The 26,942-nt window shown below is 39.6% G+C and carries 22 protein-coding genes, 1 pseudogene and 1 riboswitch; of the genes and pseudogenes, 11 read left to right on the top strand and 12 right to left on the bottom strand.

Translation table 11 applies throughout. The features are described 5' to 3' along the window. Positions 1–119, top strand: a pseudogene (locus Q1K78_RS13845) (IS1595 family transposase); the annotation flags it as partial. A gap of 39 nt (positions 120–158) precedes the next feature. Here the strand turns inward: Q1K78_RS13845 and Q1K78_RS13840 are convergent. Next, complete coding sequence (locus Q1K78_RS13840) at positions 159–716, bottom strand: TMEM165/GDT1 family protein (RefSeq protein ID WP_300179937.1); 558 nt, start codon at positions 714–716, stop codon at positions 159–161. A gap of 95 nt (positions 717–811) precedes the next feature. Then, positions 812–940, bottom strand: a riboswitch (yybP-ykoY riboswitch). A 160-nt stretch (positions 941–1,100) separates the two neighbouring features. On the opposite strand from Q1K78_RS13840, the gene Q1K78_RS13835 reads away from it, so the two are divergent. Further along, entirely contained in the window at positions 1,101–2,009 is a 909-nt protein-coding gene (locus tag Q1K78_RS13835) for a LysR family transcriptional regulator (RefSeq protein ID WP_300179935.1), read from the top strand. Between the two features lie 125 nt (positions 2,010–2,134). Here the strand turns inward: Q1K78_RS13835 and Q1K78_RS13830 are convergent, their stop codons facing one another. From Q1K78_RS13830 to Q1K78_RS13820, 3 genes are all read right to left on the bottom strand, one after another. Continuing rightward, positions 2,135–3,046: a YjjW family glycine radical enzyme activase gene (locus Q1K78_RS13830; RefSeq protein WP_300179933.1), complete on the bottom strand. Its 912-nt coding sequence runs from the start codon at positions 3,044–3,046 to the stop codon at positions 2,135–2,137. A gap of 12 nt (positions 3,047–3,058) precedes the next feature. After that, entirely contained in the window at positions 3,059–4,585 is a 1,527-nt protein-coding gene (locus Q1K78_RS13825) for a YjjI family glycine radical enzyme (protein WP_300179930.1), read from the bottom strand. A 128-nt stretch (positions 4,586–4,713) separates the two neighbouring features. Then, a complete protein-coding gene (locus Q1K78_RS13820; RefSeq protein ID WP_300179927.1) occupies positions 4,714–5,478 on the bottom strand; it encodes a helix-turn-helix transcriptional regulator in 765 nt (254 codons plus the stop codon). 98 nt (positions 5,479–5,576) lie between these two features. Between Q1K78_RS13820 and Q1K78_RS13815 the strand changes: the two genes are divergently transcribed. Further along, on the top strand, positions 5,577–6,695 hold the full coding sequence (locus Q1K78_RS13815; protein WP_300179924.1) for a multidrug effflux MFS transporter: 1,119 nt from the start codon (positions 5,577–5,579) through the stop codon (positions 6,693–6,695). A 116-nt stretch (positions 6,696–6,811) separates the two neighbouring features. Here the strand turns inward: Q1K78_RS13815 and Q1K78_RS13810 are convergent, their stop codons facing one another. From Q1K78_RS13810 to dsrO, 5 genes are all read right to left on the bottom strand, one after another. Beyond that, a complete protein-coding gene (locus Q1K78_RS13810; protein WP_300179921.1) occupies positions 6,812–7,846 on the bottom strand; it encodes a c-type cytochrome in 1,035 nt (344 codons plus the stop codon). Between the two features lie 11 nt (positions 7,847–7,857). Beyond that, positions 7,858–8,478 carry a c-type cytochrome gene (locus Q1K78_RS13805; RefSeq protein WP_300179918.1) on the bottom strand — a complete coding sequence of 207 codons (621 nt, stop codon included), beginning with the start codon at positions 8,476–8,478 and terminating at the stop codon, positions 7,858–7,860. Positions 8,479–8,671: 193 nt separating this feature from the next. Continuing rightward, positions 8,672–11,764: a tetrathionate reductase subunit A gene (locus Q1K78_RS13800; RefSeq protein ID WP_300179915.1), complete on the bottom strand. Its 3,093-nt coding sequence runs from the start codon at positions 11,762–11,764 to the stop codon at positions 8,672–8,674. A 10-nt stretch (positions 11,765–11,774) separates the two neighbouring features. Then, on the bottom strand, positions 11,775–12,845 hold the full coding sequence (nrfD, locus tag Q1K78_RS13795) for an NrfD/PsrC family molybdoenzyme membrane anchor subunit (RefSeq protein WP_300179912.1): 1,071 nt from the start codon (positions 12,843–12,845) through the stop codon (positions 11,775–11,777). Next, positions 12,842–13,618, bottom strand: coding sequence for a sulfate reduction electron transfer complex DsrMKJOP subunit DsrO (dsrO, locus tag Q1K78_RS13790; RefSeq protein ID WP_300179910.1), 777 nt, complete (start codon positions 13,616–13,618; stop codon positions 12,842–12,844). Before dsrO ends, nrfD begins: the two co-directional genes overlap by 4 nt. Positions 13,619–13,808: 190 nt before the next feature. Here dsrO and Q1K78_RS13785 point away from each other — a divergent pair, with 190 nt between their 5' ends. The 6 genes from Q1K78_RS13785 to Q1K78_RS13760 all read left to right on the top strand — a co-directional run bounded on the left by Q1K78_RS13785 (position 13,809) and on the right by Q1K78_RS13760 (position 21,940). After that, positions 13,809–15,653: a sensor histidine kinase gene (locus Q1K78_RS13785; protein ID WP_300179907.1), complete on the top strand. Its 1,845-nt coding sequence runs from the start codon at positions 13,809–13,811 to the stop codon at positions 15,651–15,653. 20 nt (positions 15,654–15,673) lie between these two features. After that, positions 15,674–16,273 (top strand): response regulator, encoded by a 600-nt coding sequence (locus tag Q1K78_RS13780; protein WP_300179904.1) that lies wholly within the window; start codon positions 15,674–15,676, stop codon positions 16,271–16,273. A gap of 136 nt (positions 16,274–16,409) precedes the next feature. Next, positions 16,410–17,573 carry an extracellular solute-binding protein gene (locus Q1K78_RS13775; protein ID WP_300179901.1) on the top strand — a complete coding sequence of 388 codons (1,164 nt, stop codon included), beginning with the start codon at positions 16,410–16,412 and terminating at the stop codon, positions 17,571–17,573. Next, positions 17,570–19,537, top strand: a complete 1,968-nt coding sequence (locus tag Q1K78_RS13770) for a GGDEF domain-containing protein (RefSeq protein ID WP_300179898.1) — start codon at positions 17,570–17,572, stop codon at positions 19,535–19,537. The genes Q1K78_RS13775 and Q1K78_RS13770 overlap by 4 nt, the downstream gene beginning before the upstream one ends. 327 nt (positions 19,538–19,864) lie before the next feature. Beyond that, positions 19,865–20,602 carry a glycerophosphodiester phosphodiesterase family protein gene (locus Q1K78_RS13765; protein WP_300179895.1) on the top strand — a complete coding sequence of 246 codons (738 nt, stop codon included), beginning with the start codon at positions 19,865–19,867 and terminating at the stop codon, positions 20,600–20,602. A gap of 39 nt (positions 20,603–20,641) precedes the next feature. Then, positions 20,642–21,940, top strand: a complete 1,299-nt coding sequence (locus Q1K78_RS13760; RefSeq protein WP_300179892.1) for an MFS transporter — start codon at positions 20,642–20,644, stop codon at positions 21,938–21,940. 95 nt (positions 21,941–22,035) lie between these two features. On the opposite strand, the gene yidA is transcribed toward Q1K78_RS13760, so the two are convergent. Further along, entirely contained in the window at positions 22,036–22,845 is an 810-nt protein-coding gene (yidA, locus tag Q1K78_RS13755) for a sugar-phosphatase (protein ID WP_300179889.1), read from the bottom strand. Positions 22,846–22,945: 100 nt separating this feature from the next. Here yidA and Q1K78_RS13750 point away from each other — a divergent pair, with 100 nt between their 5' ends. Further along, positions 22,946–23,590 carry a tRNA (adenine(22)-N(1))-methyltransferase TrmK gene (locus tag Q1K78_RS13750; RefSeq protein WP_300179886.1) on the top strand — a complete coding sequence of 215 codons (645 nt, stop codon included), beginning with the start codon at positions 22,946–22,948 and terminating at the stop codon, positions 23,588–23,590. 71 nt (positions 23,591–23,661) lie between these two features. On the opposite strand, the gene Q1K78_RS13745 is transcribed toward Q1K78_RS13750, so the two are convergent. Further along, positions 23,662–24,603 carry a putative sulfate exporter family transporter gene (locus tag Q1K78_RS13745; protein WP_300179883.1) on the bottom strand — a complete coding sequence of 314 codons (942 nt, stop codon included), beginning with the start codon at positions 24,601–24,603 and terminating at the stop codon, positions 23,662–23,664. Positions 24,604–24,872: 269 nt separating this feature from the next. On the opposite strand from Q1K78_RS13745, the gene Q1K78_RS13740 reads away from it, so the two are divergent. After that, positions 24,873–26,144: an MFS transporter gene (locus tag Q1K78_RS13740; RefSeq protein ID WP_300179880.1), complete on the top strand. Its 1,272-nt coding sequence runs from the start codon at positions 24,873–24,875 to the stop codon at positions 26,142–26,144. On the opposite strand, the gene Q1K78_RS13735 is transcribed toward Q1K78_RS13740, so the two are convergent. After that, complete coding sequence (locus tag Q1K78_RS13735; RefSeq protein WP_366900029.1) at positions 26,141–26,818, bottom strand: endonuclease/exonuclease/phosphatase family protein; 678 nt, start codon at positions 26,816–26,818, stop codon at positions 26,141–26,143. The genes Q1K78_RS13740 and Q1K78_RS13735 overlap by 4 nt on opposite strands. Between the last annotated feature and the right edge of the window lie 124 nt (positions 26,819–26,942).

The raw sequence follows: 26,942 nt of genomic DNA, 5'->3' as shown, positions 1-26,942 counted from the left end.
GTTTTAAGTTCAATAGACGCTTCAATCTTGAAAAGATGCTTGATCAGCTTATGTACTTAAGTATTCAAACTGCATCGATGCCAGAGCTGTTGCTAAAACTAGCGGAGACTCGGTGGTAATCAGAAAACCCTAAGTGAATTACTTCGGGTTTTTACCTATTACATACCGAAGAAAGTGCCTACGGCTAATCCTAAGAAAATGATGGCAGTAATACGATGAATTAAGGTTAGCGGTAGTTTATCAGCAGAAAATTTACCAATCAGAACCACTGGCACATTCGCCAATAACATACCAATTGTTGTACCTAAAATGACCCAACTCAGAGCATCTGAGTATTGAGCGCCTAGGATAGACGTTGCGATTTGAGTTTTATCACCAATTTCAGCAATGAAAAAGGCAATGAAGCTAGCAACAAAAGGGCCTCTGTTTGATATTTTCTCATCATCATCCAGTTTATCAGGGATCAAGATCCAACCCGCCATTGCAAGAAAGCTGACAATAAGAACCCATTTCAATGTTTCTGGTGTTAAAAAATCGGCAATAACAACGCCTAAATAAGCCGCTAAAGCATGATTTAAAATGGTCGCAAAAAAGATTGCGGCAATAATAGGGATTGGTTTTCGGTATCTACTGGCAAGCAGTAAAGAGAGGAGTTGGGTTTTATCACCGATTTCGGCTAGTGCGACGGTGGTTATAGATATTGCTAGTACACTCACGACATTACTCACTTGGGCGGGATTATAATTATAAGATCCATAGAAAAACCTCACGCCCACCCAATGGTTCGTGATGTTAATCTAAGGTCTTGCCGAACAAGTTGCTTATACTTGTCTCGTATACCATGATGATTTTGCATCAATTATGTTGATATACGAACTTTCTGTTTATTTTGTTTAGACAATTAAAACATGAAAGCAGGCTACTCCCCAAAGAGTAAGGACGTGATAATAGGGGAATCAGCGTCTAGATTCAAGTCAAGGTATTGTTAGATAATGTGAATTACTCTGTTTGTGATCGTAGTAGTAGAGTTTTTTACACACCTATTTTGATGGGTTCGTATTATAATCCGCTTCATTCAATCATCTTATGTAAATGGCGCTATGGATCTTATTCAACTTTCTCGTATTAAATTTAAACAATTAACGGCGCTGCATATAATGTTGTCGACTCATAGTGTTACTCAAAGCGCTGAAATTTTATGTATGAGTCCATCCAGTGTCAGTAAAACGTTATCGCAATTACGATCATTACTTGGTGATGAGCTTTTTTATCGAGATGGTACGAAATTAATCCCAACGGCTTTTGCGCTAAAAATGGGGCCGACAGTGCATCTTATTTTAAATAATATGAATGGGTTGTTGAATCAGTCATCTTTTGAACCAAAGGCATTTACAGGAAAGTTTTCATTGTCTATGCGTGAGAGTACGTTTGAAATTTTTGCGCCGATTATCAGTGATATTTTATCCAATCAAGCCCCTCATGCTCACATTGATATTCACTCTAAAGAACAACTTGGTTTCGATGCGCTCTTGAGTGGGCAAGTGGATGTCATCATTCTACCACATGATAAAAGTCAGCCACCAACGAATGAAAAGCAATTAGTGTGGGAAACTGTGATTGATGATGAGATGGTGTGTTTAATGAAATCAAATCACCCATTAGCGACAGAAACCCTTACGGTTGAAAATTACTTAGCGTATAAGCACATTGGTATTTTTGATAAAGAATTAAATCAGCCTTATTTTGAGCAGCTGTTGACGCAGCAACATCAACCGAGAAACATGGCAATGTCGGTTGCTGATTTCGGTAGTGCGGCGGCGATGTGCCATCATTCTGATTTTTTATTTACTTGTTCTAAAAAGTGGTTTGAAGTAGCAAAACAAGCGCAAGATTTGATTGAAAAACCGCTGCCTTTTGGTTACGGGCAGGTTGTTTACAGTGTGGTTTATAATAAGTTGAGTTTGAATGACCAAGCGTTGAGTTGGTTATTGAATCGCATAAAGAATTAGAAGAATCAATATAAAAAGAGAAATAATGCTAACCTTCTCTTTTTATCGATATGACACGATATAGACTCTATTTACCAAAATGTATTGGCTATTTATTATTAGGACTTTTTAAGCAATGAGTTTGCTTAGGTATAAACTGAAGGAGTGATGACGCTTCGCCCTAAGTGTTTTACTAAGCGATTTTCAAACTTTTCCATTTGTGTTTTACTGCATTTATCCCACGTTAATGCTTCACCAATCACGCCGTGATGCTGAAACGCATTTAATCGAATATTTATATACTCAGGTAGAGTCTTTAAATGCGCACTAATGGCATGTATTTCGGTGAGTAAATCGGTTTTATTGGGAATATAAAGCAAACGAACCTCATGTAATTTTCCGTGTTGAGCCAATAAATTAATAGAGTGCAATACTCGGTGATTTTCTCTGCCAACCAACCATAAATGGGTGTCATTCTGCCATGCTTTTAAGTCAATCATGGTGCCATCAAGATAAGGTAAAACCTTGTACCAGCCTTGCTCAGATAAACTGCCATTGCTGTCAATAAAACACGTAAGGTGGCCTAATGATTTTTCTGATTTAATGGCTTTAAAGTATTCAATAATAAACGGCAATTGTAGGGTTGCTTCACCACCAGAAATAGTAACGCCACTTAAAAATGGAGCATGTTTTTTAGTAAATTCAAGTAGTTGTTCTACAGAATAAGTTGTTATTTTAGGATTGGATTTACTTGGGCAGACATCAATGCAGTTATCACATTGAGTACACAACGCTTTATTCCATATGACTTTCTTACTTAGTGAATCATCAAAGGTTAATGCTCCAGTAGGGCACGGTTCAACGCAATCACCACAATGGTCACAGTGATTAATGGTATGAGGATTGTGACAAGTAATGCAATCGTAGTTACAGCCTTGTAGGAAGATCACAAGACGGTTACCGGGACCATCGACACAAGAAAAGGTCAGTATTTTACTGACCAATCCTGTTTTGTCGTAGTTGATGGTATTGCTCTGTTGAGTGATAACGTCAACCATAATATTACTAACTTATTCTGCGTACGTTGGTGTCATTTCTAGCGCAGCAACACGAGGTGTACGGTTCAATACTTCCGTATTTTTCGCCGCTTCTGCTCCTAAAAACGTAGTATTGGTTCGAGAGCCTTCAGCGTCGTACTTAGCGATATCAGACAATTTGACCATATAACCTGTAATACGAACTAAATCGTTAGAAGCAACATTGGCGGTAAACTCGCGATAGCCTAATTGCAGTGCGCCTTTCGCTAAATTAAACATTGCTTCTGGGTTTGATTTAACCGTTTCATCAATGGTCAAAATATCACTGACACCAGAGGTGTAATATTGATGATGCTCAGCAGTGGCTTGTACATAAGATACTGGGTCAGGTTCTGTTCCATAAGGGATACGAACACCAGGTGTTACATCAATATCTAAGCTAATACCACCTTGAGCGTGAAGTAAGGCTTTACCGTGATAGCCATATTTTACCTCGGTAGAATTAACGATCTCTGATAATTGTTTTGAAATAGTGTGACCTAATTGATTTGCCATTTCGTCATGACCGTATTTTGCGTCAATGTCTTCTTTTTTCATAAGAATATCTACGGCTTCAGCCATACCGTAGATACCAAACATGGGTGCAAAACGATCTTCATGGATTAAGCCTTCTTTGGTTAAGAAACCTTCAAAGAAATTTGATTGTTCATGCAAAAATGCACTTCTTGTATTAATTAAGCCAAACATAACGTTGCAGTATTTAGGGAGCACGTTATCAACAAAGTCCGCTTTGTTTTGGGCTTTTTTAGCCACTTCTTTTAAGTTCATACGGACAAGAGTATTTGAGCCACCCGCTAATGGTAGTGAGTTGTAGCAACTGACGATACCAAAGCCCGTATTGTGGTATGCCTTAGCATGAACAGGGTAGTTTGCAATGTGCGGTTTGCTGCACTCACAAATATTTGAAGCCGCGTGACGAAGCAGATCATCTGGAGTGATCTCAGCGTCGTACATAAAGGTTAAATTCGGTGCAATTTGTTTTAATTCCGCATCAACACGTAAGATAGTACGACAAATAATATTATCTGTAGGGCCAATGTTTACGTGCATGAAAGCATCAGGAAGCGTGCGATCAAGCATGATCCAGAAGCGTCTTATTTTTTGATAAATTTCTTCATCACTAAGGGTAGCAACAAAAGGCATAAGCACAGTATCAAGTTGGCCAAGATAAACAGGAATAGAAGTAACAGAAGGGACATGATGATAAATAATAGTCAGTAAATTTAATGCATCATCAAAATCTTCCGCTGGTTTTAGCTCTAGATATTCTGAACCTTGAGTTAAAAATTTAGCGTAATCAGGTAATACATAGCGAGGTTTAAACGGGGCGTGACCTTCAAACATGTCACATAATACGCCATCTTTTAAGGCTTGTTGGGTTTCTGAGTCAATCTCCATATATGGAAGGCTAGCTTCTGCTTCTAATGCCAAATAATTTGATTTTTGCTTTGGAGAAAGAGTAGCGTCAGTAATGATGCTGTAGAAACGTTCTTGACTCATGATAAAACCCTTTTTATTAGTATGGGTTTATTATGAGCTAAGAATATCCTTTCAATCAGTGAAATTTAAGTAAAGACTCTTTTCTATTTTGGAAATTACAGTTTGCTCATATTTCAAATAAGAAATGATCACTTCATGTAATGGGAAGGAGTCTCGCCTGTGTGTTGCTTGAAAAAGTGAATAAAAGCACTGTCACTAGAAAATTCTAACGCGTGAGCAACGGCAGAGACGCTCTTTTTTTCGGATAGTTGTTCAATTGCGGTAAGTAAGCGCCATTGTTGTCGCCACGCTTGATAAGGCATTCCTGTTTCTTTAATGAATAAACGTGAGATGGTTTTGCTGCTGGCGCCAATTTGGGTCGACATTTCATTTAATGGCTGAGGAAGAGAGTCTCCTGTTTTTATCCTTTCTAACCATACAGTGAGGCGTTTATCTGTAGGTAGGGGCAATGTAAGATCGTATTTTTCTGCGTGCAATAATTCTTCACAACATAAAGCTAAGGTATTCGCTTGCTCACTACTTGGTTTATCCCATTCCCAAAAAGCCATTCGTTCAATTAATTCTTTTAATAATGGTGTAACGTTAAAAACCGCAAGATCGATAGGTAAGTTATCAATGTTCGAAGGATCAAAATAGAGCGAGCGATAAGCTACGACATTTCTCATGATAGCACAATGTTCAACCCCCGCAGGGATCCAAGCCGCTTTGGTTGGAGGTAGCACGCAATGCAATCCATCCAGAGTAATACTCATACAACCATGTGGTGCAAATAACAATTGAGCACGATTATGCTTATGCATGCCGGAATCATGTTTACCAATTTGAGCTGCAATGCCAACAAAAGAGTAAGGCATGTCATCAACATAAAAGGGGGTATTTCTATCAATCAGCATGAGTTGTCCTTATTTTGATATTTATTGTTCCATTGTTGATATTTGACCATAACACAAATATCTATACTTCTCTTATTCCAAATAGAAGAGAAAAGAGAATGAATAGAAAACCTCATGTTGGTCTCATTGTTATTTTAATGATGTTTCCACAAATTATAGAAACCATTTATAGTCCTGTGCTGCCACATTTAGCGAGTTATTTTGATGTAAGTATGGGAACAGCTAGCCAAACGCTATCGATTTATTTTGTCGCTTTTGCTGTGGGTGTTGTTGTCTGGGGACGCGTTGCTGATGTTATTGGGCGTCGAAAAGCCATGTTAAGTGGTTTGTTGATCTATGGTATTGGTAGTGCATTGGCAATCACCGTGAATCATTTTGACATTATTATTATTGCTCGTGTGTTGTCTGCATTTGGTGCTGCGGTTGGTTCTGTAGTGACTCAAACTATGCTGAGAGACAGTTATAATGGAAAAGAATTAGGTAAAGTCTTTTCATTGATGGGGATGGGGATTTCGATTAGCTCAGTACTTGGTTTAATGAGCGGTGGTGCACTTTCACAATACGCAGGGCATTTTGCGGTATTTAGTGTGTTGCTTGTTCTTGCTATTGTGTTGTTTAGTTGCTCACTATTAACACTACAAGAAACCAAACCTGATAACATTCAGCCAGTGAGCTTTATTGCTGTGCTGAAAACTATGTTAAAAGACAAGGCGATTTGGAAAAGTGCCATTCTTGTGGCTTGCTTTAATATCATGATGTTTAGTTACTATTCCTTGGCTCCGTTTATTTTTGATAGATTAGGATTAAGTTCGATGGAATTTGGCTACAGTGGTGTAGTACTTGCGCTGGCTTCCGTTATCGGCAGTGTGATGAATCGATATTTATTATCAAGAAACATGAAAGCAGATAAGTTAGTGATTTTTGCTGTGTTATTTAGCATTATCGGAGCAATTGGCGTTTACTTATTGCAAGGTGATTTATGGTTTTTAATTCCGATGATGTTGGTTGTTATCGGTTTTGGTATCGCGATTCCTAATATTTTATCTACCGCATTAGTGAGTTATAAACACCAAGCAGGTACGGCTGGGGCGATTTTAGGTTTGTTTTATTATTTGATGATCGGAACAGGTTTAGGAGTTGCTGGAATGGTTGGAAATCTTGGTGCGATATTGATTATGACGTCATTACTTGCAGCTGTAATGGCTTGCCGTAAATAGTTACCATAGTTAATTCAGGATGAATCAATAAAAAGCCCTTATTCATACCTGAGGGGGGAGTGAATAAGGGCTGTCAATTGACGTTGTTATTTTATTATTTAATTAAGAGCATATTATTAATATGAATGTTCGCCTAATACTTTTCCGTTTACGGTTTTACCGTAGTAGCCTTGGTGGTTATGGTACTTTTCTTGGTTTGCTTTTAAATCCCCTTTGTAACGAGGATCTTGAGGACGTTCATGACTGTTCATGAAGGCAGCAACATCCCATGCTTCTTGTTTGGTGATCTGAATACTTTTTCCAAGTGGCATGTTTTCATAAATAAAGAAAGCGGCGGTATTAACACGGTGCATGCCTGCTCCCCAGTTAAATGAGTCTTTGCCCCATAGTGGTGGGAAAGATTGCACGCCGTGATCTCTAATGCCTTCGCCATTGGCACCATGGCAGCTTGCACATGTAGTGTTGTAAACAATCTCGCCACGCTCAATAGAAGGCGCTTGCTCTGGTTTGTCTAGTTTTGGAAAGCTGCGACCAGCAAGTTTACCTCGTTTTCCTGCGGGTAACTCTGTCATCATTTCAGCTGGTAAAATGAACGTTTCATCATTACCGCCAAGCTGAACTGCGGTATCGGATAATTCTGGAATCGGGGTATCTTGCATTCCATATTTGTCTAATAACCCACCCATGGCTAACCAGTAGGAATACGCACTTAATGCGACTAATTCAGGTGAGTCTGTTGGCGGAGCGGTACCGTTCATGGAATAAGTGAAACACCCTTGAATACGTTCAGCGTAGGTGTTTACTTTGTCATTTTTTGAGCGGTAAGCAGGGTAGGCCATGAATGCTCCCCAAAGAGGGGCCGAATCGGCTTTCATCCCGGCTTGCATATGGCAGTTTACGCAATTCTGTTGGTTATTAACGTATTTGCCTTGCAAGGTTTGCGTGTTTACAAATAGAGAATAACCTTGTTTAACTTTGTCACCAAAAGGGGTGTTCGGGATCGTACTGAAATCACGTGGAACTAAGTGATCAGACTTTTCTGTTTTTGGATGGGCCGGTAATTCTGCTTGTTTGTCTGGTAAATCGGTATTTGCTAAAACGTTATTTGATAATAACGTTGCGGCAGCCAGAGTGATTAGGTATTTTTTCATTGTCATCATCCTTATTTCACGTTGGCAAAGTATTGAGATAATTGCGTGATCTCAGTGTCTGTGAGTTGTCGTGCGATACTGCCCATTACGTCATTATGATCGCCTGAGCGAGTTTTGTTTTTCCACGCTTTTAATTGTTCTTCAAGATAATCAGGATGTTGGGTTGCTAAGCGAGGAAAATCTTGTACCCCAATACCACTGGCACCGTGACAAGTAGAGCAAGCTGGAATATTACGATTCCAATCGCCTTGATAAACGAGCTTACGAGCAGGATCGTCGATAATGGCATGGTCGCCGCGGTGTTCTGGATTTTTAATTTCAGGAGCAGATAAAGAGGCGAAATAGTTAATGGCTTCGGCTTTCTTTTTTGGATCAGAAATGAGGCCTGCCATTGGTGTCATCAGAGGGTCGCTACGCCCGCCTGCAATGAATAAATCGATTTGACGAGTAAGGTATTCCGCGTTTTTCCCTGCAATCATAGGGGCCATGTTGGGTAAGCCCATGCCGGTGGGCATATGGCAACTGGTACATACGGTTGCTGCGGGTGGAATTGGTGCTGCAAAGGCTGAGCTGATGGATAGAAGCAAAACCCCTAACCCCATGCTGCCTTGAACTATTCTGGTTAATGACATATTTGCTCCACAAAAATCACTTTATTTTTTTAGGGATATTTTCTTTTTATTATCAATATTATTTATAGTCTTGGGTATTGTGGTTTTCCACATTTATTATGCAGCGTGTGATATGAATGGGCTTATTTTTATTCATAGAACGGAATAATAACTGGTGTGTAGAGCACACCAGTCATCGTATTTAAGTGAATTGCTAGCTTAGACTGATTTTAGCAGGAAGCGCTTGTCTTGCTGCTGCACCAACCACCCAATCAAGTAAAACGCCTTTGCCTTCACGAGTTGGGTCTATCAAGCCAATGTCATTAATATTTACGCCATCGTTTGATTTTAACTTTACCGGTTGTTGAGTATCGCCAATCCAATGGGCACGTTCACCTAACTCTTTATGACCAAACCCATGTTCAAAGCCTAGTGTGCCACGTTGAATACCATCAACTAACATCGCTAACGCTTTGGTTGAGCTGCTTGGTGTGGTTATTGTGAATACATCGCCAGTTTTGACGCCGAGTTTTTGTGCGTCTGTCGGATGAATATAAACAGGGTTTACGCCTTTAATTGAATTCAAGCGAGGAGATAAGTTAGACACCGCGCTGTGAATGTTAGATTTAAAGTTAGTTAACGTAAATGGCCATTCTGATTTTGGGTATTTATCACTTAACGGTGTGCCATCAGCGAGCTTTTGTGGATACCACGTAGGGCAACCACTGTATTGCTCACCTGTCATGGTGTTGCGAGAGGTGCCGAGTTTCTCGTTCCAAATGGCTAATGGTTTTTTCCATTTGTATTTCATTTCATCGTTTTTGTACGCTTCTGTTGCGTCTTCAAAACGCCCTCCGCGAGCAAAAATATAGGCCACTTTTCCTAATTCTTCTGGCGATAAAACTCGTTGCATGTCTGGTAGTAATCGCTCTAATCCTGATAACACCATGTCTTCTGCGGTGGCGGTTGGTACGCCATTAGCCACATAAGCAAGGTTAGCCGCTGAGCGTAAATAGAAATCTTCCGCACAATGAATGCCATGCCAGTTGCCGTTAGCATCTGAAATTGCGTTATCCCCAAAACCACCAAGATCCATCTGTTTTGCAATATCAATAAAGAAATTTTCAAGATTGATAGTGCGACCATCAGCCGTTTTTTCTGTTAATGGTTCAACAATAGGCCAGCGAGCTGTGACGGCTTTTGTGGGTACGCCATGCCAAGGTGTTGCCATTCCCCAACTTTCATAGGTAACAGTGTCGGGTACTAAGTAATCAGATAGTGCTGTGGTTTCGTTAATGAAGGCATCAACAGAGACAATCAATCCCAATTGTTTTGGATCTTTGATTTTATCGCTTAATAAATTATCTAATCCAGGAACGCCATAAAGCGGGTTTGCCATGTGGTTTATCCACGCTTTTGCACGGTATGGATAGCCATCAATCGCCGCTGACAAATGTTCTGTCAGTAACGGAGCAGAAATAGGGTACCAAGGTGAGCGAGTTGGGTAAGGCGATTGGCCTGCCGCTATTTTACGTTTGTATTCACTGGTTTTCTGGTATGGGAATTTACTGCGAGATAAGAAAACGCCTTGTGGCTTCACCTTACCTGAGAATTTTGCAAAGTTATAACGTGGACCTTCCGCCGACGTAGGGTAACCGCCTGCTTTTGCCATCGTACCACCTTTTAAATTGATGTTACCGATAAGGGCATTCAACATCAAAATGGTGTAAGCGTTATAAAAGCCATTACTGTGCATGTTACCGCCGTGGGTATCGACGACAGCTTTAGTTCCATGACTGGTAAATTTAGTGGCTAATGCAATGATCTCATCTTCTGAGATCCCACATTGCTCACTGTAGAACGCCAAGTCATATTTAAACGCTTCTTCTTTTAAGCGTTGTAATGATGACTTAACGGTGACGGTGCCAGTGATGGTTTCTACTTGTTGGCTTACAAATAACATCGCTGGTTGGTTCTGTGTATTGATGGCTAACTGTTTCGTTTTTGCATCAATAATCACATAAGGATCACTGTCAGACAGCGCTTCGCCTTCATACGCTAATCCCATTTCAGACGCACGTAAGAACGCGCCATTTCTAGGATGAGATTCATCGCTAATAACAAGGTGAGTGGCATTACACCAATGGGCTGTGCCTGCGCTTTTCATTGCATTCGCACTTGGTTGCGCTAAGAAGGTATGATTGTAACGCTCGTTAGTGATGATCCATTGGATCATACCTAGCACTAAAGCGGAATCCGTGCCAGAGTTAATTGGCATCCAACGGTTGTTATCACCCGCCGCTAGGCTTGATGAACCAGCAGGTAAGCTTGGTGTGATAATCGTGTATTCAAAATTACCACGAGTACGAGCAGCGGCTAATTGGCGAGCTTGACGTTTAAATGGATTACCGGCTTGGGCTGGCGACATACCAATAAAAATTGCAAATTCGGTGTGTTCTAAATCCGGTTTTACGTGAGCGAACTTGTCGAGATCATTCATTAATGCGCCAGAGCCTGCGCGGAAAGCATAACCACAATATGAACCATGATGACCAAAATTACGTGTACCATAACTGTTAAAAGCAAAGCGTTTTAAAATGTCATCACGACCTTCGTTACCCGCGTTGGTGACTAACAGTTGATTGGCCTTTGGGCCGTATTCTGGGTTATTAGGATCAACAGGTGTTTTTAGATCTCGAATAGCACGTAATCCTTCAACATGACCTTCACCAAATAAATCGCCTCCTTCAATCACTTCTTCAAGTAATTGTTCATAACTGATGGGCACCCATTTTCCTTCACCACGTTTACCGACACGTTTTAATGGTTGAGTAATACGATACGGACTGTTGCGAATTTCCATCATGCCATTACCACGGGCACACGCCGTTGAACGACCTGCAATGCCGGTTTCTCCGGCTAAGCCAATGTACGCGTCTTTTACTGATGTATTGAATGGGATTTGCTGCTCGTGTGATAACGGATGATACGGATTGCCAGAGATACGTAAGATCTTATCGCTGTCATTATCAATACGAACGCGTAGGCCACATAATGTCCAACAACCAAAACACATTGAAGGGGCAACACGTTGCTTTGGATTAGGGATAAATTTCCCTTCTTCTGTCACCGTGTATTCTGGTTCTAATGAATTACCATGATGAATGTGGTTGGTTTTCTTACCTGCGGTGCCTTCAATCACCCCATGAGCCATGTGTTTCGCTGTTGTTGCATAGCCTGCTGCAAAAGCACCAACACCACCAACAGCAAGACCTGATTTTAAAAACTGACGACGTTTGTTATCCATGTTCAATTCCTTACTTGGTTGATTTTGTTGTGTTGATGAGTTCAGATGCAGCAAGTGCTAACGCCATCCATAAGCCAAACATACCAATAATGCCCAGCAGCCAAGAGCCGCCCATTGGCAGTTCGTATGGGTAAGCACCCACATCAAATTTTGGAATGGTTTGTACATCCATCATGGTGACCCAACGTAAATAAAAGCTCGCACACAAGGTCGTTAATGCAATCACAGCTAAACTCAGTCGATGCAGTTTTTTGATGTTTTGAGCCACAATAAAACAAAGGACAAAACCCATGCTGACAATGCTTAATCGAGTGATCCAATCGCTGTTTTCGTACAATGAAAAGTACGGATTATTTGAAGCCCAAAGCGGCATAAGAATAAAAGCGAGCAGTGAGCTTAATGTCATCACGCGCTTGATGAGAGATAAATCCCCGCTCTTCATGACGTCGTTATTTTCTGATGGGAACAGCCATAATAAAATTGCAGAGAAACCAATTGCACCTAAGAACGCAGTGATAAACCAAAGCAGAGGCGAAGCGGCTTGATTCCATAATGGACGGCTTTCTACAATCGCAATTTCAGCGCCCGTATAAAGCGCGATGCTTAACCCTGATAAAACCGTGATCGCCGCGACGATTTTCATTTGTACGGCACTTATTTCCCAATCCCCCAGTGTTAGTAAGCCTACTAATTTTGCGATTGGGTTGGTGCTGTTTTTCAATTGGGCAATGTCATCACGTAAATATAGCCATGCTGTGAGTACTGCTAGCCCTGAGAAAAGAGGCAAGAATAACGATCCAAGAGACATCCAAGACCAAGGCGTAAGATGGAAGAAGAAATGCCAAGCACGACCTGGTTGATGCAGATCACCGGTTAATGCTAACGGACCAACAATTGCGCCAATCGCAAGGGTTAATACCAATGCCGATCGCATTTTATGGCTTGTGAATTGTTGAAATACCAAGCTCAGTAAAAACAAAATAGCAGCAGCGTAAGCAGAGCCAATGTATAAGAAATATTGCACGGCCCACGGAAGCCACGCGGTTGCTTGTGGTTGAACTAAAACTTCAGTGATGTTCATGCGTTTTCTCCTTTTGGATCATAAATCGCGGCTTTACCTTCAATGTGAGACGTAAAGCGCTCGTCCATGCCGATATAAAACACATGCGGTTGTGTTTCTTCTTCTGGTTTTAGTACTTTGATGTCCGCTTGGTTTTCTGCCATTAAGCGCACAATTTCACTGCTTGGATCATTCAAATCACCAATCACACGCGCGCCACCTACACAGGTTTCGACACAAGCGGGCAATAAGCCTTTTTCTAAGCGGTGAGCACAGAAGGTGCATTTGTCAGCGGTTAAGGTTTCTTCATTAATGAAACGGGCATCGTAAGGACAAGCCTGAACACAATAAGCACAGGCTACACAGCGTTCGTTATCCACCATGACAATGCCATCTTCACGTTGGAAGGTCGCTTGAACTGGGCAAACTTTAACGCAAGGGGGATTTTCACAGTGGTTACACAAACGCGGTAACATGAATGATTTGACGTTTTGAACTTCAGTATCGCCATTATCTAGCGTGACTTCATATTGTTTTACGGTTGTTCTAAACTGCCCAATAGGTGCTTGGTTTTCTATGGAACAACCCACGGTACAAGCTTGGCAACCTACACATTTTCGTAAATCCACAACCATCGCGTAACGTTTACCCACTATGCCTTTGCGGTCTGGTTGGTTATTATTACGGATAATAGTATTGGCTGATAATGTGCCTGCGCCAGCGACAGGAATAATCGCAGCGCCTGCGGTAAGAGTGCCAAGACGACTGATAAATCGACGTTTGGTATTGTCCATAAAACACCTTTTTGGTTAGGAGTTAGAGTGCATTTCATAATATGAATGGATTATTAAGAATTAAGTCAGTGCCGCCTATTGTGGTTTTCCACATAGCGTAAGGTGAATTGATCTAAAACAAGAAAAAGAGTTGGGAAAAAAACAGAAGTTGTTATTCTTGGCGAGTATTTCAAATAAGAGCGAAAAGATAATGAGCAATGGATGGCAAATACAGGGTCGTAAAATCAGTCTATCGTTGTGGGTAGGATGCGTGTGTTTGTTGTTATCTCATGCGGTCTTTGCTCAAGCGCAAACCGTTAATGTTGATGTCGGAGTGTTGGCTACCCGTGGCGGAGCTGAAGCTCAAAATCGTTGGCAACCGACGATGGATTGGGTGAGTGAACGCGTTCCTAATACTCATTTTGTTTTGCATCCTTTTACGCTTCAACAAATGGAACAAGCGGTCGAGAATCAAACCGTTGATTTTGTTATCACCAACCCCGGTCAAGCGGTACGATTAGGCAGACAATACCCACTATCTTGGCTTGCGACATTAAGCAGCGCGAATACCACTCGTAAAAATGGAACCACCCATGCGATTGGCTCGGCGTTAGTGGTTCGTAACGATTCATCATTTACGACCATCGAATCATTAAGTGGACAGTCCTTAGCGGCGGTCGATGAAAATGCCTTTGGGGGTTATCTGACGTTACGATTTGAGATTAATAAACTTGGATTAAGTCAATCAACGTACTTTTCAGATACGCAATATTTAGGGTTTCCGTTAGATGCTTTAATTTATCAATTACGTGATAAACATATTGATGGGGCGATTGTACCGGTGTGTTTTATTGAGAGAATGAACAAAGAGGGATTGATCGACGCCTCTAACTATCGAGTGATCAATAATATCGCACCAGACGATTTTTCTTGCGCCACCTCAACGCCGCTCTACCCAAACTGGTCATTTGCTAAAACAGGGAAAGGAGATGAACGATTAGCCAAACCGATCACCAGAGCTTTGTTGTCATTACCCAGTCATGAGTCTGCTGCCCTTGCTGCAAATTCGTTGGGTTGGACGTCACCCATTAGCCAGCTCTCGGTCGATAAATTGTATCAAGGTTTGGATATGCACCCATTGCAAAAACCGTGGTGGCAAGAAGCCGTCGCGTGGCTGAAGCAGAATCAACAATGGGGCTGGATGTTATTCATCTTAGTGATTGCACTTAATGGTTATCATTTTCTATTGGAATATCGATTCAGCCGCAGTAAACGAGATCTAGAAAGTACGCTTCATAGTTTAAAAGAGAAGAACTCGATGCTAGAACACGCTCAACGAGTGAGTATTGTTGGAGAGCTAGGAAGCAGTTTGGCGCATGAAATTAATCAGCCATTAGCCGCAATCCGTAATTACAGCCAAGGGGGATTGTTACGCCTCAAAAAAGGGTTGCCAGCGCAAGAGTTAATTCCCGTTTTAGAGAAAATAGAGCAACAGGTAATTCGTGCGGATAGCATTGTACAGCGGTTACGTAAGCTGATTAATAAGCGCCAAATAGCCAAAGCAGAATGTGATATTAATAGCATCATTAGCGATACCTTAGCGTTATTAGAGTACGACTTTCAAAAGAAACAAATTCATCTCACGCGAGATAATGCGGCTGAACCATGTCTTTTGTGGGGAGATGCCGTAGGCATACAACAGGTATTGCTTAATGTTTTTAACAATGCAGCAGATGCTTGTACGCAGCGCGAAGAACAAGAGAGCAATGTCACACATCAGATACACATCGAAACACAATGTGATGACACCAATGTTGTGATTAAAGTGCAAGATAACGGCATTGGGCTTAAAGAAGACAGTGAGTTGTTATCTAAAGCGTTCTTTACCACCAAAGAGAACGGTTTAGGGCTTGGGCTTGCGATTTGTCGTGATGTGATTGAAACGCATCAAGGGCAATTTTTATTAGAACCAGCATCACCACGAGGGTGTTGTGTCACGGTAATATTGCCACAATTAAGTAGACTGTCGGTTGATAAAAAAGAGATCGAAGAATAATTTTGGGATAAGGAAATCGAATGTCTGAACTAAAGTTACCCGTGTATGTGGTGGACGATGATGAATCGGTACGTGACTCATTAGCTTTTATGCTTGAAGGACACGATTTTACTGTTTTTCCGTTTGAAGATGGGCAAGCGTTTATCGACCAAGTGGATTTGATGAAGCCCGGCTGTGTGGTGCTTGATAGCCGAATGCCGATCCTTCGCGGTCAAGAAGTTCATGCCATTTTGAATCAACAACAAAGTCCATTATCCGTGATATTTTTAACTGGGCACGGTGACGTACCAATGGCGGTAGAGGCCCTAAAATTAGGGGCGGTGGATTTCTTTCAAAAACCCGTCGATGGTGAGCAATTAGCACGGGTAATTAATAAAGCTATTGCTGCTTCGCTGAGTATTTATGATAAGCAAGACCGTAAAAAAATATTTGATTCACTGACTGAAAGAGAGACTGAAATTTTACATTTAATAGTGGCAGGAAAAAGAAACCAACAGATTGCGGCAGAATTATTCATCGCGGTTCGTACGGTAGAAGTACATCGCTCTAGCTTAATGAAAAAGCTTAATGCTGAATCAGTAGCTGATCTTGTCATGACTTACGCAGAAATACACGTATAGTCCTATATTAGCAGTATGACTATTTATGGGTAGTTAACGTTCATTAATCTTTTTTTCTGATATAATTATCGGCTCGTGACATAGATAGGAAGCCTGTGTCTCTCTTTTCATTTCAAATAGATATTATTTTACTGTCATGCATAAATTCCTTGTATTAATTATTTTTCTTGTTTCATTCTCATCGGAAGCTGGAACGCTTGAGTTTTGGAGTGCATTTGGTGATAACGTCGATCAAAAGCTTGCTAAAGAGTTTGAAATAAGAACCGGTAATAAACTGATGGTTCGTAAGTTCTCTATTGATGAAATGAAAGCCGAATTATTATTAGCATCACGCTCAAAAAATTATATGCCAGATGTTGCATGGGTCCCTTCTGATTTTTTAGGGCTACATAAATTTATCGATTTAAGAGCGATTCCTAAAGAATGGATCAAAGAAGATCAACTTGAAGCAATAGCAAAACAAAGTGCGATGGTGGGTAATGAGTACATGGGCTTACCCTTATTTCTTGGTAACCACCTCATGCTGTTTTATGATAAAAGTAAAATTGCCGAACCGATTACTAGCTGGGAAGAATTGCAAGCGCTGCCAAAAACAGATCCAAATAAAGCACACATTGTATTTAGCGTAAAAGACATGTATTTCTTCTCTGCGTTTTTTAGCTTATTCCATCCAGATATACCGCTTGATAAGATTATTTTTAATGATGAAAAAAGCATGGATACATTGCAGTTTTATAATAATGTAGCTGTGACTAATCACCTTCACTCTGAGTGCAGTAGTGCGTGTGGGCGTCAGCAATTTATCGATGGTAAAGCGTCTTATTTAATTGATGGTGATTGGGCTGTTAGTGATTTGTCTGAGGTTTTTGGTGACAATCTTGGTATTATGTCGTTACCTAGTTATCAAGGTATTCCAATGAAATCATTATCTGGCGGTAAAGCATTAACCATCACAAACGGTGGTTATCAAAATCCAGAAAAGAGAAAAATGATTAAGCAGTTAATATTACTCTCTCAAGATGAAAAATTTTTAACTCAATTAATTAACGAACATCAGTATATTTCTGCGTCTTCTAAGGTAAATAAATCCTCAATGTCACCGGATAAAACGGTGATGTACTCTGTATATCAACAATATTTACGCTCAAAACCTATGCCCACGAGTTTACGTGTTTCTTTTATTTGGGAAGCGCTAGCAAGAGGAGTATCTCGATATTCTGATGGAATGCCAAAAGAGGAAACCATGGAATATATCGAAAACTTAATAGGCCGATATTCTAAGAAAGTGGAGGCGCAATGATTCGTCGTCCATTTTTAAGTTTACGCAAAGTATTTACTTACGTTCTATTGATTACTACCTTAGTCCCGTTGCTGTTTATTAGTCATTTTTTGACGAACAGTATTGGTGAAAAATTATTAACTCAAAAAGAGCAGCAAATACAAAATGTGGTATCAACGATAGCCCAAGAGATTGTTGTTGAGTTTGATCGTATTCAACAAAGTTTAAATTGGCTATCTCGTGATCGCTTTAATATTCAAGCTCTTGATAATATACTCTATTCTAGCGTAGTAATGCATAATCTTACGCGGTTTAGTGAACTATCGAGCTTGATTAATAGTGTCTATATATTAAATGATGATTGGGAGCCGTTATATGATTTAAACGGGCGCCCATATTATTTTGAAAACAGTAAATTATTACAAGAAATTAGCGAAGATAAATCGATTTATGAGAAAGGACTAACCACTGCAAGATTTTATACTGAGCCCAATCTTATTAAAGGAATGCCAGCATCCGATGGGATTGTTTTAGTGACTCCAATGCTGCCGTATAATTTAGAAGGCTCTGGCCGTTATCGTGCATCTGGTTATGTGGTGGTATTGATTTCATTCGATACGATTGAAAAACACTTTCAACATTTCCTACTAAAAAATGAAAGCTTTAATGTTAAGCAACATCTTGGCGAAAGTCTTAAAGTGAGCTCTGAAGAAAATGACAGTGACGGCATTGAACGCTTGTTTGTGTTAAATAATACGTTTTTTTCATCACCATTAAAACTTGATATTTCATATCAATTTTCTGATTTTTCTCGTTTAAAAGAGATAAAATCGACTTTAGTGGCACTGTTTACTGTAATTGGTTGGACATTGGTTACTGTTCTTTTTATCTCTATGGGGATCACTCGCTGGATATCAAAGGCATTCCTTGAGATAGAAGAAACTATCGTTAGTTATGCATCAAATCAAGAACCTAAAGAAAAGCAGATTCAATTTACAGAGTTTAATCGAATGGCGATAGTACTTAGTAAAATGAGAGTTACGATTAAAAGTCAACTGCTTGAATTAAAAAATACGAATGATGAGCTCTATAAGTCTCAAGTGTTAATCGAGTTGAATAACAAAAAACTTTCCAGTTTTAACCAAGAGTTAGAAGTACAGGTAACTCAACAGACCGCTCAAATTAGTGATACCTTACATAGAGAAGAGTTAAATAAAAATAACTTAGCAGCTGTAATTGAATTTGGTTCAATATATAAAACGCTGGGTTACCGTGAATTACCAGATAAAGTTGAGCAGCAATTACAACAACTTTTCCCTGACATTCAATGGCAGTTGAGATTTAGGCCGTTAGGTGAACATTTAGGAATACAAATATTGTCGAGTAAGGATAAATTACTCGCAAGCTTACGCTTTATATCTACTCCTCAATTAGAAGTGGACCAGTTAGTATTTAAACTTTTTGTTAAACAGCTCTCCTCTTGGTTAGAGTTGGTGGATGTAGCGAGAAGTGATGCATTATTGAAATGTGGTAATAGAAAAGCGTTTGATGAAGATTTAGCGCATTATCAGAAACGCTATAGAGACACCGAAGCGGAATGGAACTTTGGACTATTCATTTTAGATATAAATGGATTAAAAGCGATTAATGATCAATATGGGCATGATTTAGGCGATGAGTTAATCCGAACATGTAGCCGCCATATTTCAGGTCAACTAACACAGAACGAAACTTTCTACCGGATAGGGGGAGATGAATTTGCTCTGTTAACCAAAGGTATGACGTGGAAAGAATGTACATCATTAGCAGAGAAATTACAGCTATATCAAGAGAGCTTAACCTTTTTTGATAAAGAGGACTCCAGTTATGAAGCTCACTACTCTGTAGGCTGGTCATGTTCTGATAATACAGAGCTATTTAAGATGTTTACGGTTGCCGATGAATCCATGTATCAGGATAAAAGAGCATATTATTTAAAATCGTAGACATATTAACTTTTGTTTTTATTACGATTGTGAGAGTTCACTTACTTAATGGCTATGAATAACCAGTTTAAATAATAGAAATTTCTAACGTTATTATTGGCCATACTCTATTGTATTTATAGAGTATGGCTTTTTTGATCGAGTACGAAGAGGGATATATATTCAAGTAAGTGTGATTGTTCTATAGTGTTAACCATCCGACAAAAAAACAAATAAGTTCATATTCGAGCGTTCGAATGCGCATTTTATTTGTGTCTGTCACATTTATGAAATGAAGTTAGCGTTATCATGCTTCCCATCTTTTAGGACGCAAAAAATAGGTTAACAATGAAAACACTTATAGCGCATCGTGGTATGTCTTCTCTGGCTCCCGAAAATACCCTTTCAGCTTTCTCATTATGTAAAGACTATGGTGTTCAGTGGTTTGAATGCGATGTCGATATTCTACAAGACGGTACGGTGATCATTTCTCATGATGATACGTTAGATCGTTGTACTGATAAAAGTGGTCGCTTATGTGACATTAGTAGTGCCGATTTAGCTTCTATTGATGCGGGTAGCTGGTTCAGTGATGATTATATTGATGAGCGTTTACCTACTGTTCAACAATTAATTGCTATGGCGAACGAAAAAGAATTGAATTTAAATATTGAAATTAAATCGTGTTCAGCCAGTGCGAAGCTAAGTCATCTGCTGATTGATAACTTGATCATTGCTCTTAAAGAATTAGCGCCAGAAAGAGAGTTGATTATTTCAAGTTTTAACCACCTTGTACTATCAGAGTTTAAGCGTAAAAGTCCTCAAACTAAAATTGCGTGTTTGTTTGAAAGTCATAACTTATGGGATGACTGGAATTCAATTATTGAATGGTGTGAAGCGGATTATATTCACCCTGAAGAGAAAGGCCTAACTCGTGAAATGGTACAAAAATTCAAAGCGTCTGGCATTAAAGTCAATGTCTGGACGGTTAATGATTTAGCCCGTGCCAATGAGCTGTTTAATTGGGGGGTTGATGGTATTTGTACTGATATCGCTCATAAGTTTCCTTCAAAATACAAAGCATAAAAATAATAATTAAAACAATAACGTGAAAGGATTACCTCTATGAACTTATTTGAAAAAATAGGCTTTACTAGCCGAAATCAATTATTTGGCTTCTTCTCTGTCGTGATGTCAGGTCAAATTATTTATTCGGCTTTTGAAGCTTTCAAGGGAACATTTTACAACTTACTTTTAGACGTTCTTCAAATAGACAACACCCAAATGGGGATTTTGTTTACGCTGATTGGTTCAGCGATGTTCTTCTATATTCCGGCTGGCTGGGTCAATAACCGTTTCTCTGTAAAATCCATTTTAATCACCAGTTTGACTATACGTTTTTTAAGTATGATGGGGATCATTTTCTTAGAGCCCGGTTTTAGTGTACTGGTTGTGATTGCTGGTCTTTGGGGGTTAGTTGATGCAGCATTCTGGCCTTCGGTTGTGAATGGTGTGACATTAATGTCAGGCGATAAAAATAAAGGTATGGCGTTTGGCTTGTTAGAATCTGTGCGACGCGCGGCTGAAATGAGTATGAATGCGGTGATCGTTGGTATCATGGCATTGGTTGGCGGTTCAATCCTTGTATTCCAAGGTGCGATTGTTTTCTATACGTTATTAATCCTTCCTATGATCTTTTGTGTATGGAAATTTGTGCCAGATAACCACTTGGAAGTTAAGCAAGGCGAAAGTAAAAATAAAGAAGCGCTGAAAGGTTTGCTTCACGTATTGAAAATGCCAACAGTATGGTTAGCTGCGTTTACTTCTCTAACGGTATACTGGATTTACATCACTCTAATTTACACGGTTCCTTATTTACAAGCAGTATTCGGCTTAACAACTGCTCAAGCGGCTATTTTCGGTATTATTAATACCGGTGCTATGGGCGTTGTTGCTGGTTTAGTTGCTGGTTCTATTGCAGACTTCGTGTTTAAATCTTCAATAAAAATGATGTTCTTTGCTCTAGCTTTAACGGCAATTTGTTTAGGTGTGACGATTGCTCTACCTAAAACAGAAGGTATGTTAATGATGAATATGGTGTTATTGATGTGCTTCTCATTCAGCATATTTTTAGCAAAAGGCATCATCTTAGCGCCAGTAGCAGAAGCCGGTGTGCCAAAGGCCTACAGTGGTTCAGCAATGAGTGTTGGTTCGTTTGCCGCCTATGCGTCAGTGTTCTGGGCTTATGCACTAAATGGTTGGATTATCGATACTTACCCTCCAATTCAAGCGTATCAAATGATCTTTGGTATTGGCTTAACCGTCTCCGTCCTTGGTATGGTGTGTTCACTTATTCTAATCTCACTGAAGAAGAAAAACAGCGGTGATGACCAAGAAGGTAACTTGGTTAAGTCAGAAGCGTAATCTAATGATCTAAAACGAGTGATTTGAAATAAATAAAACCCCAGCATGTGTAATGCATGCTGGGGTTTATTTTGTTATTAATTTATTTTTTAGTATTAAACGTTTAATACGAATTCTTTAATTACTTTAGCCACACCATGGTCGTTGTTACTTACCGTAATATGGTTGGCAATTTCTTTGATGTCATCGGTAGCATTTGCCATTGCAACACCAAGACCTGCGTATTTAATCATATGCCAGTCATTACCAGCATCACCCATACAAATTACTTCATCAGCAGTGATACCAAGATGATCTGCTAGCGCTTTTACGCCTACGCCTTTGTTACTATTTGGGTTTAAAAACTCCAAGAAGAATGGGGCACTTTGAACAATGGTAAACTGTTCGTACAAAGCGGTAGGTAATTGTTTGATAGCAGCAGAAATTAGCTCTGGTTCATCAATCATCATGGCTTTCATTACTTGCTCGTCATCTGCTAATTCTTCAAAATTAATTACAGTAATTGGCATGCCAGTAATGCTTGATTCATGATCGGTATAATGATTTAGCTGCGGCGTAATTAACCCTTTTTCTTGAGAGAATGCGTGAACGTGAACACCCAGTTCTTTAGCTAATTTAGCAATGAATTTTGCATCCGATCCAGTAATTATTTGGCTACGGATCACTTCTTCACTTTTTACTTTTTGAACCAGTGATGCATTGTAACTAAGAACGTAATCGTCCTTTGTTGTCATGCCTAGCTCTTCTAATTGTGGTTTCATGCCGTTTAATGGGCGACCAGAGGCCAATACAACCACTACACCTTTTTCACGAGCAGCGGCAATAGCGGCTTTGTTTTCGGCTGAGATTTGCTTATCAGAGTTAAGCAGAGTGCCGTCCATATCCAGTGCGATCAGTTTATACATAGTACTTACCATTTGGTTAAATTATCTTGAAGTAGCTTACCTGAATTTTATGAAAAAAATACTATATACTGTGGCTGATTTTCACTACAGATACAGGCTAATGAAGTTAAGTTCTCGTTTAGATACCATAAAAAATAAAGTTATCGATCACTATGATCATATTTGGGATTGTTGTTGTGACCATGGTCAGCTGGGTGTTGCCTTATTGAGCTCACAACCTAAAAGTATGATCCACTTTGTTGATGTCGTGGATGAGTTAATGATTGACCTTGAAAGTCAGCTTCAAAAACACGCATCGGCAATTCAGTCTCAGTGGCAAGTACATTGTATGGATGTTGCTCAACTCCCTCTTGTTAAAGATAAAAAGAATTTGATCATTATCGCAGGTGTTGGTGGTGATCTGTTAATTGATCTTGTTCGTTCAATTCAGTTCAGTAATCAAGGGATTGAGTTAGAGTTTATTCTGTGCCCAGTGTTACATAATTATAGGGTTAGGAGTGAGTTGATAGAGATGGGTTTTGGATTGATTTCAGAAACCTTGATCAAAGAGAATAAACGCTTTTATGAAGTACTGCATGTTAGTAATCAGGTAACAAAATCTCTTACGGCTATTGGAAGTGAAATGTGGGATTTACCTGACAGCGATCACCAAGAGTATCTGGATAAAACCATTGCGCATTATCAGAGAATGGAAGCGAACCCTAAGTGTATTCGTCGGGTCAGTAAGCAGTATCAAGAGCTATAGGTTAATAGGCCGTTGGTGAATGAAAGCTAACGCCATTGATTAATCGTTAGCTTTGTTAGAACAAGTCGTTTTTATGAAACGTAATTCATAATATAAAACAGAGAGGTTGTTGATATCACAACCCACAAGCTAATACCAAAGATCAACGGCTTTGCGCCTGCTGCTTTGATCTTTTCAATTGAAATCCCACAGCCAATAAAGAATAAGCACAATACTAATAGCTTTTTCGATATGTCAAAAATACCCTCATAAATCATATGAAACTGCGGTAAATTATCATTGATTAAAATAGCTAAACAATAAAAGAGAATAAAGTAAGGGATCGTGATTTTTTTACTGTTGCTACGAAAAAGTAGAGCACTAATAAAGGCAACTGGAACAATCCATAATGCACGCGCTAATTTAAGCGTTGTTGCGGTTTTTAACGCCTCTTCACCGTATGCAGAAGCGGCACCCACCACGGATGAAGTATCGTGAATCGCAATAGCTGCCCAAGTACCAAATGCGTGTTGGCTTAGTTCTAACGCATGCCCAATGACTGGGAAGATGAATAGTGCAATTGAGTTCAATACAAATACGGTAGCCAAAGCAAGACCTGTAGATTCTTCATCGGCATTAATGGCTGGAGCTACCGCAGCAATAGCGCTACCGCCACAAATAGCTGTACCCGATGCGATCAGATGGCCTGTCACTTTATCCAATTTCATCAATCGTGCCAGTATCCAACCTAGAACGAGTGTGCCCATAATGGTTGATAAAATAATACCAATGCCATTTGAAGTCGCTTCAATGGCTTCATTTAATTGAATACCAAACCCTAAACCAACAATAGAGTAAGCTAACAATTTTTTAGTGACTTTTCCCAATGCAAAGGTCGTGGGTACAAAACCAAAACTAGCCAGAGCAAAACCCATAACTAAAGCGGTTGGTGAACTAACCCAAGGAGTGAGCGTTAATAGTGCAGCAAGATAAAAAGGAAAAAAATGTTGTAAATGGGATTTATTAAAAGTCATGTTTATTATTCGTAGGCATAGGTGAAGCAAAGATATCACTTTTATTCTGTTTAGTAAGTTTAATAATTCAATATATAAGGTTAAATAAACCTTAACATAAGTAAGGATTTTAGAAATAAGACACAAGGCAGTGTAATAGACTGGTTTCATTAAAAATAAAAGCAAACTTAAGAGATTTACACTCTTATAAATTTAAGGTTAATCGGTATACTTTTTAAACAAAGGAAAATAATAAAAAATGGCTAGATAGCAGATCCCAAGGAGGGAGTATGGAAGAGACAAAAACAGCGGATGGAAATAGTGGCGTAGAAGAAACGGAAGAAAGTGGAAGCGTATTACAATGGGGTCGTCTTTCTCGTTTTAATCATATTATCTGGACAGTATTGGTTGGAACTCTTCTAGCGCGAACCACGTATTTTATGGCTTGGCCCTTTCTTATTGTCATTCTCTATCAAGATTTTAATGCGAGCGCAGTAACGGTAGGGGCTATTTTAGCAGGCTCAGCTGTGGTGGGGTCATTTACTGGACTATATTCTGGTTGGTTATCTGATAAATTTGGCCGTAAGTGGGTGATGGTTTCAGGCTGTATTATTGCGGCGTTTTCGTATTCAGGAATTGGCATTGCGAACTCTATTTTTCAATTATTTATTTTGGTCGGTATGTGCGGCTTAATGCGACCTATGATAGAAGCTCCTGCAAAGGCGGTGATTGGAGATAACCTAGACGATGACAAAGACAGAGAGCTCGCGCTTAATGTTCGTTATTTCTTGATTAATGTAGGTGGAGCAATTGGTCCTTTAATTGGTATTACTTTAGGTTTAGCTCATCCCAAAATATTGTTCTTAGTTACAGGCATTACCTATTTGGCTTTTGGTCTCTTTTTGTTTATCTCTTTTGCCAAAAGTAATAGCGAAACATTGCTGTCTAAAAGTACAGGTGATGTAACGTCCTTTTACTCAACCGTTCGGATCATCAGTAAAGACAAGTTATTTATTAAATTGATTGCCGCAAATTTAATTATGATGTTTGTCTATGGCCAGTATGAATCGTCTATTCCCCAAGTAATCGTTCGTACGGATATTGTCGATGCCGCTAAGTTTGTTAGTGGATTAATTTTAGTGAATACATTAACGATAGTGGTGTTGCAATTCCCAATGCTCAAGTTACTTGAAAATGTACCATTATTTACACGCACTCGGATTGGTATGGTGATGATGGCCTTAGCGCAAATTGCTTTCTTAATGGTGCCTATTGATTTTCCGGCTGGTTGGCTAATGGCATGCTTTATTTTAAGTGTGGGAGAGGTGATTGCTTTTCCAACCTTGAATGTACAAATAGACCAATTAGCGCCTAAACATTTACGAGGAAGTTATTTTGGTGCCGCTGCGATTTACGGGCTAGGGTTTGCACTTGCTCCACTCGTTGGTGGAGTGCTTATTCAACTTGGTGGTGCGACCCCTCTGTTTATTGCTTGTTTTGTTCTTTCTTTACTAATGATTGGTTTATATAAGTGGGCGGAGAAGGAAATTCCAAGTAATTAGTTTGGTTTTGATTTAGCCGAAAGATAGGTCACCACCGCACTATGATCAGAGCCTGAAAACTGAGGTAATGCTTCACGTTTACAGATAAATAGCGATGGTTTCTCTGAATTTCTTATCCAAAAATGGTCAATGGCGATCCGTGCAAAAGTGGGGATTGGAATGCCTTTGATCTCTCTTGGCCAACTTTGAACAGGGGCTGTTTGGTATTCTTTGTAAGCGTGTTTAAAGCGTTGTGTATTTGCAGATAAATTGAAATCACCAATAATTAAGGTATCAGCATAAGGGGAGTAATCTGCTAGGCGTTCTAAACTTCCGATGAGTGCATTTCTTTCATGCCAAAGTTGCTTGGTTCTTGGTGATGGCGGGTGAGCTGTATATAAACTCACAGGCCGATGTTCGCTGCTTTGCCATATACCGCTGATCATATAATGACCTGCTGGTGTATTTTGTGCTCTTAAATTCAATGGTTGTTTACTGATAACCATTTGTCCGCTTGGATAGCCTAAACCAGGCGTTCCTCCAAACTGATATGGGTATTCATTTATTAACTCCATAAGTCGATCACCATGCCACGGTGCTGTTTCTTGAAGTACCACAAGATCAATATTATTACCCTTTAAATAGTCTAAAAAGGGAGTGAGATCAGGATTGGTGTAATATAGATTATATTGAATTATAACAAGAGGGTTATGGCATTTTTGATGAGAATAACTCGCTTGTGGAGATTGGTATAACCAAGCAAACCCCCTGTGTCAGAATAGTTGTCACCCCTTAAAATCATTCATTCAATGCAGGGGG

It is taken from the genome of uncultured Aliivibrio sp. (genome assembly GCF_946479765.1).
Lineage (GTDB): Bacteria > Pseudomonadota > Gammaproteobacteria > Enterobacterales > Vibrionaceae > Aliivibrio.
The sequence above is the reverse complement of the archived record's forward strand: the minus strand, read 5'-3'. Positions and strand labels throughout refer to the sequence as shown.